The organism is Peptoniphilus sp. DNF00840 (assembly GCF_001553125.1).
Taxonomy (GTDB): Bacteria; Bacillota; Clostridia; order Tissierellales; family Peptoniphilaceae; genus Peptoniphilus_A; species Peptoniphilus_A vaginalis.
This window is the reverse complement of the sequence record NZ_KQ960196.1, coordinates 32,553-48,016: the sequence shown is the minus strand read 5'-3', so window position 1 is coordinate 48,016 and position 15,464 is coordinate 32,553. Positions and strand designations below refer to the sequence as shown.

General features: G+C 27.6%; 13 protein-coding genes and 1 pseudogene. 10 read left to right on the top strand and 4 right to left on the bottom strand.

The window, feature by feature from the left end:
• From recA to HMPREF1864_RS02255, 6 genes are all read left to right on the top strand, one after another.
• Nucleotides 1–1,062 carry a recombinase RecA gene (gene recA, locus HMPREF1864_RS02280; RefSeq protein WP_062571228.1) on the top strand — a complete coding sequence of 354 codons (1,062 nt, stop codon included), beginning with the start codon at nucleotides 1–3 and terminating at the stop codon, nucleotides 1,060–1,062.
• Nucleotides 1,063–1,073: 11 nt separating this feature from the next.
• A complete protein-coding gene (locus HMPREF1864_RS02275; protein WP_062571227.1) occupies nucleotides 1,074–2,054 on the top strand; it encodes a metallophosphoesterase family protein in 981 nt (326 codons plus the stop codon).
• Nucleotides 2,051–3,502 (top strand): AAA family ATPase, encoded by a 1,452-nt coding sequence (locus tag HMPREF1864_RS02270; protein WP_062571226.1) that lies wholly within the window; start codon nucleotides 2,051–2,053, stop codon nucleotides 3,500–3,502. Before HMPREF1864_RS02275 ends, HMPREF1864_RS02270 begins: the two co-directional genes overlap by 4 nt.
• Entirely contained in the window at nucleotides 3,503–3,736 is a 234-nt protein-coding gene (locus tag HMPREF1864_RS02265) for a hypothetical protein (protein WP_005956548.1), read from the top strand.
• A gap of 4 nt (nucleotides 3,737–3,740) precedes the next feature.
• Complete coding sequence (locus HMPREF1864_RS02260) at nucleotides 3,741–4,391, top strand: ATPase (protein ID WP_062571225.1); 651 nt, start codon at nucleotides 3,741–3,743, stop codon at nucleotides 4,389–4,391.
• Nucleotides 4,392–4,492: 101 nt separating this feature from the next.
• Nucleotides 4,493–4,810: a YerC/YecD family TrpR-related protein gene (locus HMPREF1864_RS02255; RefSeq protein ID WP_062571224.1), complete on the top strand. Its 318-nt coding sequence runs from the start codon at nucleotides 4,493–4,495 to the stop codon at nucleotides 4,808–4,810.
• A gap of 18 nt (nucleotides 4,811–4,828) precedes the next feature.
• Here the strand turns inward: HMPREF1864_RS02255 and HMPREF1864_RS02250 are convergent, their stop codons facing one another.
• Nucleotides 4,829–6,550: an Rqc2 family fibronectin-binding protein gene (locus HMPREF1864_RS02250; RefSeq protein ID WP_062571223.1), complete on the bottom strand. Its 1,722-nt coding sequence runs from the start codon at nucleotides 6,548–6,550 to the stop codon at nucleotides 4,829–4,831.
• Nucleotides 6,551–7,838: 1,288 nt separating this feature from the next.
• Here HMPREF1864_RS02250 and HMPREF1864_RS08705 point away from each other — a divergent pair.
• From HMPREF1864_RS08705 to HMPREF1864_RS02220, 4 genes and pseudogenes are all read left to right on the top strand, one after another.
• Nucleotides 7,839–9,269: pseudogene (locus tag HMPREF1864_RS08705) on the top strand (lantibiotic dehydratase); the annotation flags it as partial.
• A gap of 416 nt (nucleotides 9,270–9,685) precedes the next feature.
• Nucleotides 9,686–10,198 (top strand): CPBP family intramembrane glutamic endopeptidase, encoded by a 513-nt coding sequence (locus HMPREF1864_RS02235; RefSeq protein WP_197415049.1) that lies wholly within the window; start codon nucleotides 9,686–9,688, stop codon nucleotides 10,196–10,198.
• 1,007 nt (nucleotides 10,199–11,205) lie between these two features.
• Nucleotides 11,206–11,730 carry an ATP-binding cassette domain-containing protein gene (locus tag HMPREF1864_RS02225; protein ID WP_082718896.1) on the top strand — a complete coding sequence of 175 codons (525 nt, stop codon included), beginning with the start codon at nucleotides 11,206–11,208 and terminating at the stop codon, nucleotides 11,728–11,730.
• A 17-nt stretch (nucleotides 11,731–11,747) separates the two neighbouring features.
• Nucleotides 11,748–11,957, top strand: coding sequence for a hypothetical protein (locus tag HMPREF1864_RS02220; protein ID WP_062571217.1), 210 nt, complete (start codon nucleotides 11,748–11,750; stop codon nucleotides 11,955–11,957).
• Between the two features lie 178 nt (nucleotides 11,958–12,135).
• Here the strand turns inward: HMPREF1864_RS02220 and HMPREF1864_RS02215 are convergent, their stop codons facing one another.
• Genes HMPREF1864_RS02215 through rny form a run of 3 tightly spaced genes read right to left on the bottom strand, consistent with a single transcriptional unit; the run spans nucleotide 12,136 to nucleotide 15,368 of the window.
• The gene (locus tag HMPREF1864_RS02215; RefSeq protein WP_062571216.1) at nucleotides 12,136–12,780 is read right to left on the bottom strand and encodes a copper amine oxidase N-terminal domain-containing protein; all 645 of its coding nucleotides are present in this window, start codon (nucleotides 12,778–12,780) and stop codon (nucleotides 12,136–12,138) included.
• Between the two features lie 10 nt (nucleotides 12,781–12,790).
• A complete protein-coding gene (locus HMPREF1864_RS02210) occupies nucleotides 12,791–13,780 on the bottom strand; it encodes a tyrosine recombinase XerC (RefSeq protein WP_062571215.1) in 990 nt (329 codons plus the stop codon).
• 49 nt (nucleotides 13,781–13,829) lie between these two features.
• Nucleotides 13,830–15,368 (bottom strand): ribonuclease Y, encoded by a 1,539-nt coding sequence (gene rny, locus HMPREF1864_RS02205; protein ID WP_062571214.1) that lies wholly within the window; start codon nucleotides 15,366–15,368, stop codon nucleotides 13,830–13,832.
• Between the last annotated feature and the right edge of the window lie 96 nt (nucleotides 15,369–15,464).

Below are 15,464 nucleotides of genomic sequence, written 5' to 3'. Positions count from 1 at the left end.
ATGAAAGAAAGCAATTTAAGTAAAGAAAAACAAGAAGCTCTTCACAACGTCATATCAAAAATTGAAAAACAATACGGTGAAGGATCCGTAATGATTCTAGGTGACGACGTTAAATTAGATATTGAATCTATACCTACTGGATCACTTGCTCTTGATATTGCCCTTGGAATTGGTGGAATTCCTAAGGGAAGAATTATAGAAATATATGGACCAGAATCATCAGGTAAAACTACTTTGGCTCTACATATGTTAGCCGAAGCGCAAAAAATAGGTGGTACAGGTGCTTTTGTAGATGCTGAGCATGCTCTTGATGCTGGATATGCTAAAAACCTTGGTGTAGACGTAGAAAATTTAATTATTTCTCAACCTGATACAGGCGAACAAGCTCTAGAAATAACTGAAGCCCTTGTAAGATCTAACGCTGTAGATTTGATTATTATCGACTCAGTTGCTGCCCTTGTTCCAAAGGCAGAAATTGATGGTGACATGGGAGCAGCACAAATAGGTCTTCAAGCAAGACTAATGTCTCAAGCTCTTAGAAAATTAACTGGAGCAATTAACAAGTCAAAATGTACTGTTGTATTTATTAACCAACTTAGAGAAAAAGTTGGTATTATGTTTGGTAACCCAGAAACAACTACAGGTGGTAGGGCACTTAAGTTCTATTCATCTGTAAGACTTGATATTAGAAAATCTGAAAATATAAAAAAGGGTGATGAAATAATTGGTAACAGAGTTAGGGTTAAAGTTGTTAAAAATAAGATAGCTCCACCTTTTAGACAAGCTGAGTTTGATATTATGTACGGTAAGGGAATATCCAGCGTAGGCAATATACTTGATGTTGCCGCTGAAGCTGACATAATTAAAAAAGCTGGTGCTTGGTATTCTTATGGTGAAGAAAGGCTTGGTCAAGGTAGAGAAAATGCTAAGGACTTCTTAGAAGAAAACCCTGAATTGCTAAGGGAAATAGACCACAAAGTAAGACTTCACTACAATCTAATTTCAGATGATGAAAATATAGAAAAAGATGAGGAAGAAAACACATCTAATAATGAAGAATAAGGCGTGATTTATTGAAATTACTTTATTTAACAGATACTCACATAAGAGGTACTAATCCGAAGAATAGATTAGATGATTATTGTGAAACTTTAAAAGAAAAATTAAAAGAAATTTCAAATATTATTAAGGAAGAGAAAGTTGATTATGTTTTGCATGGAGGAGACTTATTTGACAGACCCGATGTGTCTGTCAGTATAGTCTCCGAATTTGCACAAATTTTTCAATCTTTTGGTGTGCCTATATATATAATTAGTGGAAATCATGATATATTTGGTCACAATCCAGATACCTTAGATAGAACTATGCTTGGTCTTTTATGCAATCTTGGAATTATGCATCTTGTGAACTATAAAAAAATTATTTTAGAAAAAGATAATTTAAGAGTTCAGTTAACAGGATCTCCTTATATTTATTCCATGGATGAACTTTCCAATAGAGATAACTATAAGGTTACTGAAGTTGATGAATCCTGTAAATATGCAATACATATGACTCATGGATTTTTAATCGACAAGCCCTTTATGAAAGAAGTCAGCCATACTTTAATAGAAGATATTAAAGATACAAAAGCAGATATCACTCTAGGGGGACATTATCATTTTGGATTTAAAACTGTAGAGATCGATAATAAGTTTTTCGTAAATCCTGGTGCCTTGATAAGAATTTCAAATTCGAAAATTGAGATGAAAAGAAGGCCTAAAGTTGATATCATCAACTTAGGAGAAGAAATTAAGATAGAAGAGAGATATCTTAAGTCTGCTAAGCCTGGTGAAGAAGTTCTTGATAGGTCCGAAATGGAAAGACATCAATTTAAGGGAATTAAGATGGCAGAATTTAAAGAGAGTATAGAAGCTTCTGCAAACTATAAGAGCCTCGATATTTTTGATTTGCTCCTAAGAATTTCTAAAAGTGAAAATATTAGTGAGGAAGTTAAAAGTGAAGCTCTAAAGAGAGTGGAAGAAGCTCAAATTAATGAGGTTAACTACTCATGATATATATAAAAAATGTTGAACTTATAAATTTCCAATCTCACAATCATACAGAAATAGAATTTGACCGAGGTCTTAATGTTATCCTCGGTAATTCTGATGCTGGTAAAACTGCAATTCTAAGGGCTATAAAGTGGGCTCTTTTCAATGAACCAAAAGGTGATTATTTTATTAGACAAGGGGAGAAGGATGTATCAGTTAAAGTTACCTTCTCCAATGGGGTTGTGGTTGAGAGATCAAGAACTCCATCTAAAAATTCCTATTATCTTATGGATGCTGAAGGTCAAGAAATGCGTTTCGAAGGTTTTGGGTTAGATGTCCCAAAAGAAATAACTGATGCTATCCATATGCATAAAGTTTCATTAGATAATTCTAATAACAAAGTTATTCTAAATATTGCAGAACAACTAGATGGGCCTTTTTTACTTAATGATCAGGCCTCTATGAGGGCCTCTGCTATTGGCAGACTTATTGGAGTTAATTATGTAGACGATGCTCTTAGGACCGTTGTAAGAGATAATAAAAGAATTAATCAAGAAATTGATAATCTTAGAGCAAGTAGAGATGATTTTAAAGAACAATTAAAAGAATTTGACTATATCAAAGACTATAAAGATAAATTTCAAAAACTTTCTCATATTAGAGATAAAATAAGTGATTTAAACCAAAGATTAAATTTAGTATCTAATCTAAAAGATACTTATGAGCAATATAATTTGGAAATAGATAACATTGGCATTTTATTGGAAAATTTTAAGAATTTAAGTGCGATAGATTCTGTTATTCCTAAAATTGAAACTAATCTAATTAAAAGAAGCACTTACCAATCTTTTTTTGATAGACTAAATCGAACTGAATCTGAAGTTACTATCATTTCTAATAGTTTAGAAAAATTAAATAATATTGAATCTTTGAATGAAAAAACTAAAAACATCGAAATCAAAAAAAATAAGTTAGATTCTTTTTCCGAACTCTTCCATAAATATAAAAATACCTCCAATCAAATTCTCGATACAAAAAAAGATTTAGATTCTTTAAAAAATAGTGATAAGATTGCAGAAATTAATAAGACTTTAGATGAAAAGATAAATCTATATAATAAAATTTTTTCAGGAAGAGAAAGTCTTCTAGTGATTAATGACAAATTAAATTATGGTAATGATTATATAAAGAACTTTTCTAATAATGATAATATAGAAAATATTTCCAAAAAGTTGGAGAAATGTATAAAAAATTTATTTATTTTATCAGATATTCAAAGAAAATTAGATGAACTACAAAAAGAATATAGAATAGAAACTGATAAACTTACTGAAGTTAATAATAATTTAAAGAATTATACAGAAACATACGAGAAAACCATTTTAGAAATTGGTGTTTGTCCCTTCTGTTATAGCGAAATAAATAAGGAGAACATTGAGCATATAAAATACCATTTGAGGAATGATTAAATGAATTACGAAGAAAATTTAAAAAATTTAAAAGAACAATTAGATAGATTAAAAAATATGAAGTACAAATCTGAAGCAAGGCTTGAGCAACTTAATGCCCAAAAGAAGGATATCTTAAATGAAATAGAAAAGCTAGGTATTAAACCAGAAGATCTTGAAAATGAAATATCAAATTTAAAAAGTGAAATTGATAGGCTTTTTGCTGAAGCCAATGACTTAATGCCAAGGTTGTGATTACTTGGACCTTAAAGAATTAGATCAAAACTTAAATAAATTAAATAGTAAGATTTTAAGCGATGAAGGTAAAATTGAAATTTTAAATGACCAGTTGGAAAAAGTAGAGAAAAAACTTGAAGATAAAGAAAAATATAGCGAAGTTCTCACTCAAGTCTCACTACTTTTTCAAAAGACTTCTGAATTCGCTAGGGAACAATCGAAGAGACAAATTGAAGATACTGTAACAAAATGTCTTCAGTTTATTTTTGAAACAGACATAGAGTTTCTAATAGAATTATCAGAAGCAAGATCAGTTCCTATTGCAGACTTTTTTGTTCAATCTAACTATGCTGAAGGCTACAGCATAAAGACAAAGCCTGAGATAGCAAGAGGTGGGGGAGTTGTTGATATAATTTCTCTTGCCCTTAGGATTGCTTTCTTGCAACAAAACCAACCAATATTATCTGGTCCTTTGATATTGGATGAACCTGGAAAGCATGTAAGTAATGATTATATTTTTAATCTTGGGGAGTTTTTAAAACAATCATCAAATATTTTCAACAGACAAATAATAATGGTAACCCACAATCCACATTTATCACAAATTTCTGATAGGGCTTTTCAGGTCAGAAATAAGAAGGGAATTAGTGAAGTAAGCCTATATGAAGAGTAATATTTTCTTGACTTTAGTGAACAAAATTGTTAGTATATTAATGAGCATATAGAGCGTTTATGTATTATATTAATATTAACTTTAAGTCAGGAGGATGTATAATGATTTACGACTCAAAATTAAAGAATAAAGATATCGATGGTTTATTCGAAGCTATTCTTTTACTTGAAAATTTAGAAGAATGTTATAGATTTTTTGAAGATATTTGTACAGTTAAGGAATTGCAAGCAATTGCACAAAGACTACAAGTAGTTAAGCTACTAGTTAAAAACAAAACTTATCATGAAATCGAAAGTGAAACTGGAGCTTCAACAGCTACAATCTCTAGAATAAATAGATCTTTAAACTACGGTTCCGATGGATATAAATTAGTTTTACAAAGATTGAACTTTATAGATGAAGACGAAGAAAAAGAATAAGGAATTCCTTATTCTTTTTTATATGCTTATATTTATAGTTTTATAATTTGTATAGGATACTAAACCAGGCTTTTTTGCTGGATGTCTTTTTACATTCATCTTAAAGGTATAATCAACAGGAATGTTTTGCGATTTTGACAAAGAGCTATACTTTGCTGCTAGTTTAGCCGCAGTCATCATTGCACTATTTGAAAAATCCCTATTATCATTTTTTAATATTACATGAGATCCTGGTGCGTCCTTTACGTGAAACCATAGGTCATTTTTTTTGGCTTTTTTTAAGGTTAGATAGTCATTTTGCCTATTGTTTCTACCGATATAAATATCAAATCCATCTTCAGTTTTTATTTTAATATAATTTTCTTGTGAATCTTTCCTTTTCTTTTTATTACTTTTATTTTTCTTTTTTAAGTAACCCTCTTTTTCTAACTCTTCATACAAGTCATCAACATCATCAGGAGTCTCAGCAAAATCTATATTTAATAATATTGACTCTAAGTAATCAACTTCTGATTTTCCTATATTTATTTGTTCTTCCAAATATACAGCTGCGTTTTTTAGTTTAGAGTACTTTTTGTAATACTTAGAAGCATTTCCAGGACCATCTAATTTCGAATCAAGTGGAATTTCTATTTCTTCCATTTCATTATAAAAATTCTCAACTATAACATTGTTAGAACCTTTTATTATTCTGTGAAAATTTGAAGAAATAAGGTCTGCATAAATTTTATATTTCTCTCTATTTAGCGCGAGATTGAGTTCATTTGATTGGTTTGATATCTTCCTATTAATTTTATCAATATGCTTCTTAACAGCCTTTCTAAGCTCTTTACTCTTAAATCCAAGAGAATCACGCAGAAATTTTGAATTATAAAACTCTTCAAGTAGGGAAGAGATGCTATCTGTTATTACCTTATCTTTATCACTCAAGGATTTTAAATCTATAGAATAAAAATCCTTAAAAATTTCTTCTCTATAAATTTTTATTGGTAAAAATTTATTTTCTCTAACATTTTCAAAAATACCGACGAAAACCTTATTTAAATTATCAATCTCCTGATCATTAAGTGAAAGAATATTCTTTTTAAAATCAATGTTAGTCCTGTATTCAATCTCTTCACACATTTGGGGACTAATTCCTGTAAAAGTCTTTAAAAAGAAAGATTTTAAATTTAAATTTTCCTCACAATCTTTTATTAGTTTAATAATAGTTTCAGTTTCACAAGGATCATAACCCTGAGAAATATCCACCTCATTATAAACAAATCCTGGGAGAATTTCTCTAACACTTGATAAATTAAAGTTTACTCTCTTAAGAGAATCAATAATTTTTTTACTTTCATTATCAATTAATATGACATTGGAGTGCTTGCCCATAAGTTCAATTATAAGAGACTTTTCACTATATATTCCAAGTTCATCTCGAGACTTTACATGTATTTCTACAATCCTATCCATCTTATATTGCTTTATACTTAAAATTTGATTATTCTCAAGGTGTTTTCTAAGAAGCATACAAAAAGCAGGGGGATTCTGTGGACTATCGAAAATCTCTTCACTAAAATACATCCTAGGACTTCCAGAAATAGATATAAAGAGTCTTTCTCTTTTACCATTAGCTCTTATATTTATTAAAAGATCATTGCTTTCATTTTGGTAAATCTTATCTATTCTGCCACCATTAACACGATTATTTATTTCATAAACTAAATTTTTTACTACTGTTCCATCTAATGACATTTTATCACCTGAAAATTATTATAACATATATTATAAAATCAATTTTACAAAATATCGAAACAATAGTTTAGAACGTGTGTGCACATTGCGAGTTAAAATTTAAAATTTAGAACTAACATTAATGATATATATGATATGAGATAAGAAGTTAAATGAAAATAGAAAGCATATATTATATAAAAAAGACTAATTTATAGAATATATTATCAATAAGAAACATGCTTAAATTTTATTGATATTTGTAAAAAATAGTTGAATTCCTGAGTTGAATCTGGAAAGATAAAATTGTTTTCAAAGCCAAATCTAGTATCTATTACTTTTTTAGCTTATATTTTCTCTTCATCAGTTAAAGGAGAAATTATATAGTCTTGATGACCTTTCTTAGCTTCTCAAATTATATGAGCATAAGCTTCCTCTGTGTCTGTTGTTACTTCTGTTTTTGCTTTCTGTCTTCCTTTAGGCAACTCTAATATATAATAAATTTCGATATTCTTACAATGACTTATTAGGTCTAAGGATTTAGGTATAGGAGTAGCCAACATTGATATACTATGAATATTCTTATACATCTTAGACAAGCTCTATCTTTATCTTACGCCAATCCTATCTATTGTCTGCCATTATAAACATTAATAGAAAGACTGCTTATAGTCTTCCCACAGCCAACATCGCCTTGAATTAATCCTTGAACTTTTTCTCCCTCTTGCATTTTAAACAAAATATTTGTTGCAATATTTTATTGATCACAGGTTAAATAAAAAAGTCATAATTTTAAATTTTTTAAGTAAAAGTTAATCCCATTCTTTAAAATTTTCTGATGGCAATATTTTCATCAAAACATTTAGATACTGATGATTTTATATTATAAACTTTGGTAAAATCATAATATTCTTTAGGAAGAAATTCTAATATATCTTCCATAGATAACTAACTTTATTCAAGGAAAGGGCACATATATTAAAAACTTTTAAAATTAATTATTTTAAAAGCTAAAAAAGAGTATACAAATTTGACAAATATTAAAAGAAGTGGTATCGTTTTCGTTAGAAGGGGGATGTTGTTATGGATTATGATATTTGGGATTCTTTTATGATTAGAACACCAACTATTCCTTTTTGTTATTTAGAAGAATAGAGAAATTCAAATACAGATATTTATGAATTTATTTCAGAAAATCAATTTTTAGATAATTTTTTTTAATGCTCTTTTAATATCTTCTAAATCACTTTATTATTCATATATAAATAAGCCTCAAAAAGGGAAAAAATAAAGAAATCTATGTCAAGGGTTATTAAAGTATTTTATAAGAGCAAGTTCTAGACCAACCCCCTATTGGAGTTTTGCAAACGTAGCGATTGGAGAATCTGATAAAAATACAAAAATTGAAAAAGAATATGAAATAATAGATATTAAAGTAGATACAGATTGGGCTAATGGTTTAATAAAAAAATTAGAGGATGACTCAACAATATTTAAAAAATTATATTTAAAATTTAATGATATTTGCTATGTTATCGGAGATAGACTGAAAAATCCTTATTTTTCAAATAGAGGAAATTTAAAAAATAGTTCTGAGGAGATTAAAGAAAATAGTATTAGATTTACAAATCTTGTAAAGTTAGTAAAAAATAACTCCAAAAAGTTTATTAAATATAGTGACTTATATTATATTATAAAAAATGAATATGAAGATGTAGATGATTTACTTATTCACAATACAATTCAAAAATTAATGGAAAATGAATATTTATTTACTAATTTAAGACTGCCAGCTTATTGCAGTGATATATTAACTTATTTAATAAAGATCTTAGAAAAAATTATAGAGGCTAGGGATATTACTGATAGTTTAAAAAAGTTGAACTTTTTATTTAGTGAGTATAAGAAAAGTAGATAAGTAAGTACCCTAGAAAAGATTTATAATATTATGAAATCTTTAAATGAATCTAGTAACTATATAGAACTTAATACTGGATGTAAATATTCAAGTAAAATACTAGATAGTAAATTAAAAAATAAGATAGAAAATTTTGTTAATGAGTTTACAAAAATTAGTCCGGAGATTAACAATTATGGATTTTTGAGTAATTTTAAAAATAAGTTTATGGAGAAGTATGGAAATAATGTAGAAGTCGATTTAATTGAAATAATTGATGAAAATAAATTTAATGGACTTGCCTATTTAAATGATTCTTTTAATGCAAATGATAGGGAAAAAGAAATTATAAAAATAATTAAAAATAAAATTGAAATAGCTATATTTAATGACAAAGAAGTATATCTTGTAAAAGGTGATTTTAAAAATATCGATAATAGCAAGCTAAATCTTACAAAAGGATTTGGCTTAAATTTATACATAACTAAATCAAAAGGAGCCTACGATTTAATAGTTGGTCCCAATGGAGGAGCTCCAAAAGAAGGCTCAATGTTTCAGCGATTTAGCGATTCTTTTGTAAAAGGAGACTTTGTTCTAGATTTAAATATAGTAAAAAACGAAACAAATAAATCAGGCATTCCTAGTATAGCAATTACATGTATACCTTGTGTATTATCTCAGTGGAAATGTCCTTCTCTAAAAAATCCAAATTGTTCAGAAGGCCGTCCTCAACCTCCAGATTCAACCTTATGCCCAACTATATCTCCAACTGATATGGGTATGTGTGATAATTTAAAAGCAAATAACAATGAAACTGGAAATATCGAACCATTAATATGTTAAACGATATAATAACAAAGTATGTAAAATAAAGTATAAACAAGTGATTTCTTAATTATTTATTGATGTTAGCATTTATTATAGAAAAGAGGGATTTGTAATGATAATTAAAACTATTTTTGTAAGTGGAATTGCAAGCTTTATTTTTTATTTTTTTAATTTAATATATCAATTAATTTTTTTTAAAAGTATTTACAAGTTTTAACATTGAAGATACTAACCATTTATTGATTTTGAGTTCTATAAAATCCTTGCTTTTTATATTGTTGATTATATTGTTTTTTAAAATTAAAAATATCAGTTTTTTAAAATCTAAATATAATGATGGTTTACTTAGCAATATTAATAATATGTTTAAATACGGAAGCATAATCTTTTTTATTTTTTTTATAATTTTCCTTGTAATTATAAAATGCAATATGAATTTTTTTGATAGTATGATTTACTCAAATGATGCTATAAATATTAATAATTTTGATAACTATACCATGAAAATTTTAATTATTGTTCTTTTAAATGTTATTCTTGAAGAATTTTATTTTAGATTTACTTTAGTGAAAGTATTAGAAGAAAAATACAGTGAGAAAGTTATCGCATTAATTAGTGCATTTTCTTTTGGATTTATTCATTCTGTAGATATTCTTTCAATAATAAGTGCTACAATAATTGGATATTTTTTAGCTGTAACCTTTTTAAAAACAAAAAGATTAGTCTATTCGATTTTTATTCATTTTATAGTTAATATAAACTCGATTTTAATAAACCCCATAATAAAATTATTAGATCCTCAGGAAAAATTGGGCGAAAATTGGCTGTTTTTATCTTTTTTAATTATGTTTACAATTTTTTTTATAATGTACATATTGACAAAAATATTAGGTAAAATGTGGAATAACAAAAGATTGCTATTTATAAATTCAAACAAATGTTAGGGATTAAAAATGAAGAAAAAAAGTACGATAAAAATATATTTAAACATTTAATTTGGATTATTCATAATATTAGAAAAATTGATAGTAAATATATTTTCATATCTATACTAGCTACTATAATAAATGGTATTATTTCTTCTGTTTCTCTTATTGTAATTCAAAAAATTATAAATGGAGTTCAAACGGAAAGAAATTTAAACAATATAATTTTTTATATTATACTTTATATTTCTATAGACTTATTTAACTCGATATATTCAAGCATTCTAGGATATTAGAATACTAAATATACAATGAAATTTATTCTGAAAAAATATATTTAAAGGCATCTAGACAATCTCTGTCTGATTATGAGAATTCAAAAACTTATGACATAATGAATAGGGCACAGAATCAAGGAGGAGATAATCTTTCATCTTATTATGAAAACTTTATGTCCATAATAACTCAGTTGATTACTCTTTCTTCCTATATTTTGATTTTAATAAATTTTAGAGTTTGGCTTGTTGCTGTTATTATGGTTATTCCTATATTCAAATACATTATAAATAATAAATTTAACTTAAAAAGATTTGAGATAATAAAAAAGAGAACAAACTATAGCAGAAAAAGCTGGTATTTAACATATTTATTGTCTTATGGAAATTTTTATAAATAACTTAAAACTTATAATCTTTTTTCTTATTTTATAAATAAATATAAAAGTCTTATTAAGAGATTTAATAAAGAAGATTTAGATATAAATAAATCTCAAATAAAATGGGCAAGCTTAATTAGCGTAGTTGAAACACTAATTAGATGGATTTATTTTTTATTTTACAATCTCATTAGGTCTTCTTGGACGTATTTTAATTGGAGATGTTATTATATATATTAGGGCAATCTCAAATTCCAATTCTAATATGACTTCGGTCCTTTTAGGACTATCAAATATGGTTAATCAAAGTTTATTTATAGGTCAATTATTTGAGTTTTTTGATTTGAAAGAATAGGAAGTTGCTAACAAGATAAAAATATATAAAATAAAGGAAATAGAAGTAAAAAATTTATATTACAAATATACTTCTTCAAGAAAATATGTACTTAAAAATATTAACTTACATATAAATAAGAATAAAAAAATCGCAATTTTAGGAATGAATGGAAGTGGAAAGACAACTTTAATAAAATTAATTATGGGATTTTATAGAAATTATGAAGGAAATATATTAATTAATGGCATTGAAGTTAGGGATATTGAAAAAGAATCTTTGTTAAGAGAAATTTCCACATTGTTTCAAGACTTTGTGAAATATGAGGCAAGTTTCAGAGAAAATATATCTTATAGTAATTTAGATATTATGAATGAAGATGAGAAAATAAAAAATATAGCAAATAAATTTAATTTTTTAGATTTGATCAATTCCTATGATAAGAAACTAGATACTCAATTAGGAATGTGGTTTGACGATGGAATTAATCTTTCTATGGGTCAGTGGCAAAAAGTGGCTCTTGCAAGGGCATTTGCAAAAAAAGTAGTTTATATATATTAGATGAGCCAAATGCTTCGATGGATTCTATTACAGAAAAAGAAATTTCTAATCTATACGAAAATATTTTAGAAGATAAAATTGGTATAATCATAGCTCATAGATTTTTAAATATTGTAAATACTGTAGATAAAATTGTAGTACTACAAAATGGAGAAATAGTTGAAAGTGGAAATCATGAAGAACTAATTAAAAAAGGAAAAATTTATAAACAATTAGCTAAATTATAAATTTTAGATTACCCATTTAAAAATAGTCACAAAATTATTATTTTGTGACTAAATTCTTCTTCTTTTATATTGATTTTTTTGTACTTATTTATGAAAATTTGCTTCCCTACTTATAATAAGATAAACAAAAATGCGATATTTTTACTGAACTAAAATACCATAAAGGCTGTTTTTCAAACTAAAAATCAAATAATGAGTTTTTATTTTCTTGTTTTGTAGAATTATCTCTTATATCTTTTAAATCTTTTTGTTCTTCCTTTTTTAAATCATTTAAATTATTTTCTTTTTTCTCTGAAACTTTCTTATCTTCTTCATAGTTATATCTCTTACCCTTAGTTTTAAAGTTTCCTGTAATATAAACTGTATCATTTTTCCAATCTACATTAAGCCCTAAAGTTTCAGAAATAAATCTAATAGGAACATAAGTCCTACCATCATAAAGTATTGCAGGAGAATCAAGATTTAATATTTTTTCACTTTCCCCGTTATTTACCTTAGCCTTTGTCGAATTAATATCTAACTCAACTAGTATATCTATTGCCCCAATAAGAATACCACTAGTATTAGTTTCTTTTCTTTGATAGAAGTTTATATTGGCACCAAGATTTTCTGTAATATATCTAACTGGTACCATTACCCTATTGTTAGTCTTGTCAAGATAAGCCTTTCCCATTTCTTCTGGAATATTTTGTATATTATTGTTGATATAAATGTTGATATTTTTATCAGCCGCTTCTTTTGGTAGTTTGCCTGCAGCAAAAACAGATGTGCTTAGCATAACAGACATTATTCCAATACCTACTAATTTTTTTATATTTCTCATAAGCTCTCCTTTATTCATTACTTTCATCTTTGTTATTTGTAAAATTATTGAGTTTTGAAAGTGGATTAGAGTCCACCATTTTTCTTAAAGCCTTTTTGTTAACATGCGTATATATTTCAGTAGTGTTAACTGACTCATGTCCTAGGATTTCTTGAAGTGCCCTTATGTCAGCATTCCCATATTCATACAAGAGAGTTGCAGCAGTATGCCTTAACTTATGGACTGAGTAAATATTCGTATCTAGACCTGAGTTTTTCATATGTTTTTCTATCATATGTTGTATAGACCTATTGCTCATCCTTTTTTGTCTCATTGATAAAAACAAGGCATCATCCTTTATTTGCGGTCTAAGCTTTAGATACTCTTCAATAGCATAAAGTGATGCTTCATTTAAATAGATGATTCTTTCCTTATTACCCTTTCCAATAACTTTTAGTGTATTATCTTCCTGCAAATGGGATATGTCTATACCAGCAAGTTCAGAAAGCCTCATGCCACAATTTAAAAACAAGGTTACGATTGCATAATCTCTCTTTTTATAAAGGGGTTTAATCTTTGATTTCTCTATAGTTTTTAATAAATTTAGGCTCTGATCTAAAGTCAAATAAACTGGAAGAGTCTTTTCGACCTTTGGCATATCAATATCTATTACTGGATTTACCTTAATTATATCAATCTTTGCGTGAAGGTAGTTATAAAAACTTCTAATTGAGGAAATCTTTCTAAATTTAGATCTATTTGAGATTTTCCTTTCTCTTTCTAAAAATGCGTTATAGGCATAAATATCTTGTTTAGTAATACTTTCAAGAAGCTCAGGGCTTAAATCTTCAATTGTAATATCGTCAAAATTAATATTTGAACCTACAAGACCCTTCCTCCTTTTAATAAATCTTGCAAACATCCTTAGGTCATAATAATATTCTTTAACAGTGTTATCAGATGCACCCTTTGTTGATTTCATATAATCTAAAAAATCATCAATTAAATTCGAATTTATCAAGTCATCACCTCCTATAAAAATAAAAACCTGACATATGTCAGGTTCTTAATTATTTTGCGTATTCAACTGCTCTAGTTTCTCTTATGACATTAACTTTAATTTGTCCAGGGAAATCTAGTTCAGACTCAATTCTTTTAACAATTTCTCTGGCAGTAATAGTTATTTCTGCTTCGGAAATTTTTTCAGGTTTTACAATTATACGTATTTCACGTCCAGCTTGAACTGCATAAGACTTTTCAATTCCATCAAATTCGTTTGCAATTTCTTCAAGTTTTTCAAGCCTTTGAATATAAGATTCAACTGTTTCACGTCTAGCTCCTGGTCTAGCTGCAGAAATAGCATCTGCTGCTTGAACTAATACAGATTCCACACATATAGGCTCAACATCTCCATGGTGGGCTTGAATTGCATTAATAACAAGCTCGGATTCATGATATTTTCTTGCAATTTCAACACCAATGTCAACATGAGGAGCATCGAGATTTCTATCAACTGACTTTCCTATGTCGTGAAGAAGTCCGCCTCTCTTTGCTAGTTTAACATCAGCTCCAATTTCCCCAGCTAAGATACCTGCAATCTCTGCAACTTCTACTGAGTGTTTTAGGTTATTTTGGCCGTAACTAGTTCTGTATTTTAGTCTACCTAAATATTTAATAATTTCTGGATGTAGACCGTGAACTCCAGCATCGTAAGCTGCTTGTTCACCTGATTCCTTAATTATCGTTTCTACTTCGTTTTTAGCCTTTTCAACAGTTTCTTCGATTTTTGTAGGGTGAATTCTACCATCATTAACAAGCTTTTCTAAAGCTACTCTGGCTATCTCTCTTCTAATTGGGTCGAAGCAAGATAGAACAACTGCTTCTGGAGTATCATCAATAATTAAATCTACTCCTGTTATTGACTCTATAGCTCTAATATTTCTACCTTCACGCCCTATTATTCTTCCCTTCATTTCATCGTTTGGAAGATTTACAACAGCAACAGTAGATTCTGCAACTTGGTCGGCTGCACATCTTTGAATAGCCTGAGCAATGACATTTCTAGCATATTTACCAGATTCTTCTTTAATCCTGTTTTCATTTTCTTTAATAATAAGTGCTGATTCATTAGTTATTTCTTTTTTAAGTTCATTTAAAAGAATTTCTTTACCTTCTTCTTTAGTTAGGCCAGCAACTTTTTGAAGTTCATCTTCTCTTTGTTTTATAAGTTCATCGGCTTGTTCTTCTTTTTCTCTCAAACCTTCTAATTTTTTACTAAGTTTTTCATCTTTCTTTTCAACTTGAGAAGATTTTTTATCTAAAAGCTTTTCTTTAGATATAACCCTGTCCTCTAATTCTTTAATTTCAGCTCTTCTGATCTTAGCTTCATTTTCTTGCTCAGATCTTAACTTTTGAATCTCTTCTTTAGCTTCAACAAGCAAAACTTTCTTTTGTGTTTGCGCTTGATTTTCAGCATCGTATATTATCTTTTTAGATAATTCTTCAGCATTATTAAGTTTACCTTCAGAAATATATTTTCTAACAGCATAGCCAATAGCTAAGCCAATAATACCGATTACAATAGATATTAAAGTACTACTAAAACCCATTTTACACACCTCCTATTTAGTTTTCATGTTTCAAATTTTAAAATCATTATTAAGGCACAAGCCTTAAAATAATTGTATATCTTTTAAAAGCATAAG

Excerpts from the sequence above, each read along its gene's own strand:
- recA (WP_062571228.1), top strand. The coding sequence starts at position 1 with ATGAAAGAAAGCAATTTAAGTAAAGAAAAACAAGAAGCTCTTCACAAC.
- HMPREF1864_RS02270 (WP_062571226.1), top strand. The coding sequence starts at position 2,051 with ATGATATATATAAAAAATGTTGAACTTATAAATTTCCAATCTCACAAT.
- HMPREF1864_RS02265 (WP_005956548.1), top strand. The coding sequence starts at position 3,503 with ATGAATTACGAAGAAAATTTAAAAAATTTAAAAGAACAATTAGATAGA.
- HMPREF1864_RS02255 (WP_062571224.1), top strand. The coding sequence starts at position 4,493 with ATGATTTACGACTCAAAATTAAAGAATAAAGATATCGATGGTTTATTC.
- HMPREF1864_RS02250 (WP_062571223.1), bottom strand. The coding sequence starts at position 6,550 with ATGTCATTAGATGGAACAGTAGTAAAAAATTTAGTTTATGAAATAAAT.
- HMPREF1864_RS02235 (WP_197415049.1), top strand. The coding sequence starts at position 9,686 with ATGAATTTTTTTGATAGTATGATTTACTCAAATGATGCTATAAATATT.
- HMPREF1864_RS02220 (WP_062571217.1), top strand. The coding sequence starts at position 11,748 with ATGGATTCTATTACAGAAAAAGAAATTTCTAATCTATACGAAAATATT.
- HMPREF1864_RS02215 (WP_062571216.1), bottom strand. The coding sequence starts at position 12,780 with ATGAGAAATATAAAAAAATTAGTAGGTATTGGAATAATGTCTGTTATG.
- rny (WP_062571214.1), bottom strand. The coding sequence starts at position 15,368 with ATGGGTTTTAGTAGTACTTTAATATCTATTGTAATCGGTATTATTGGC.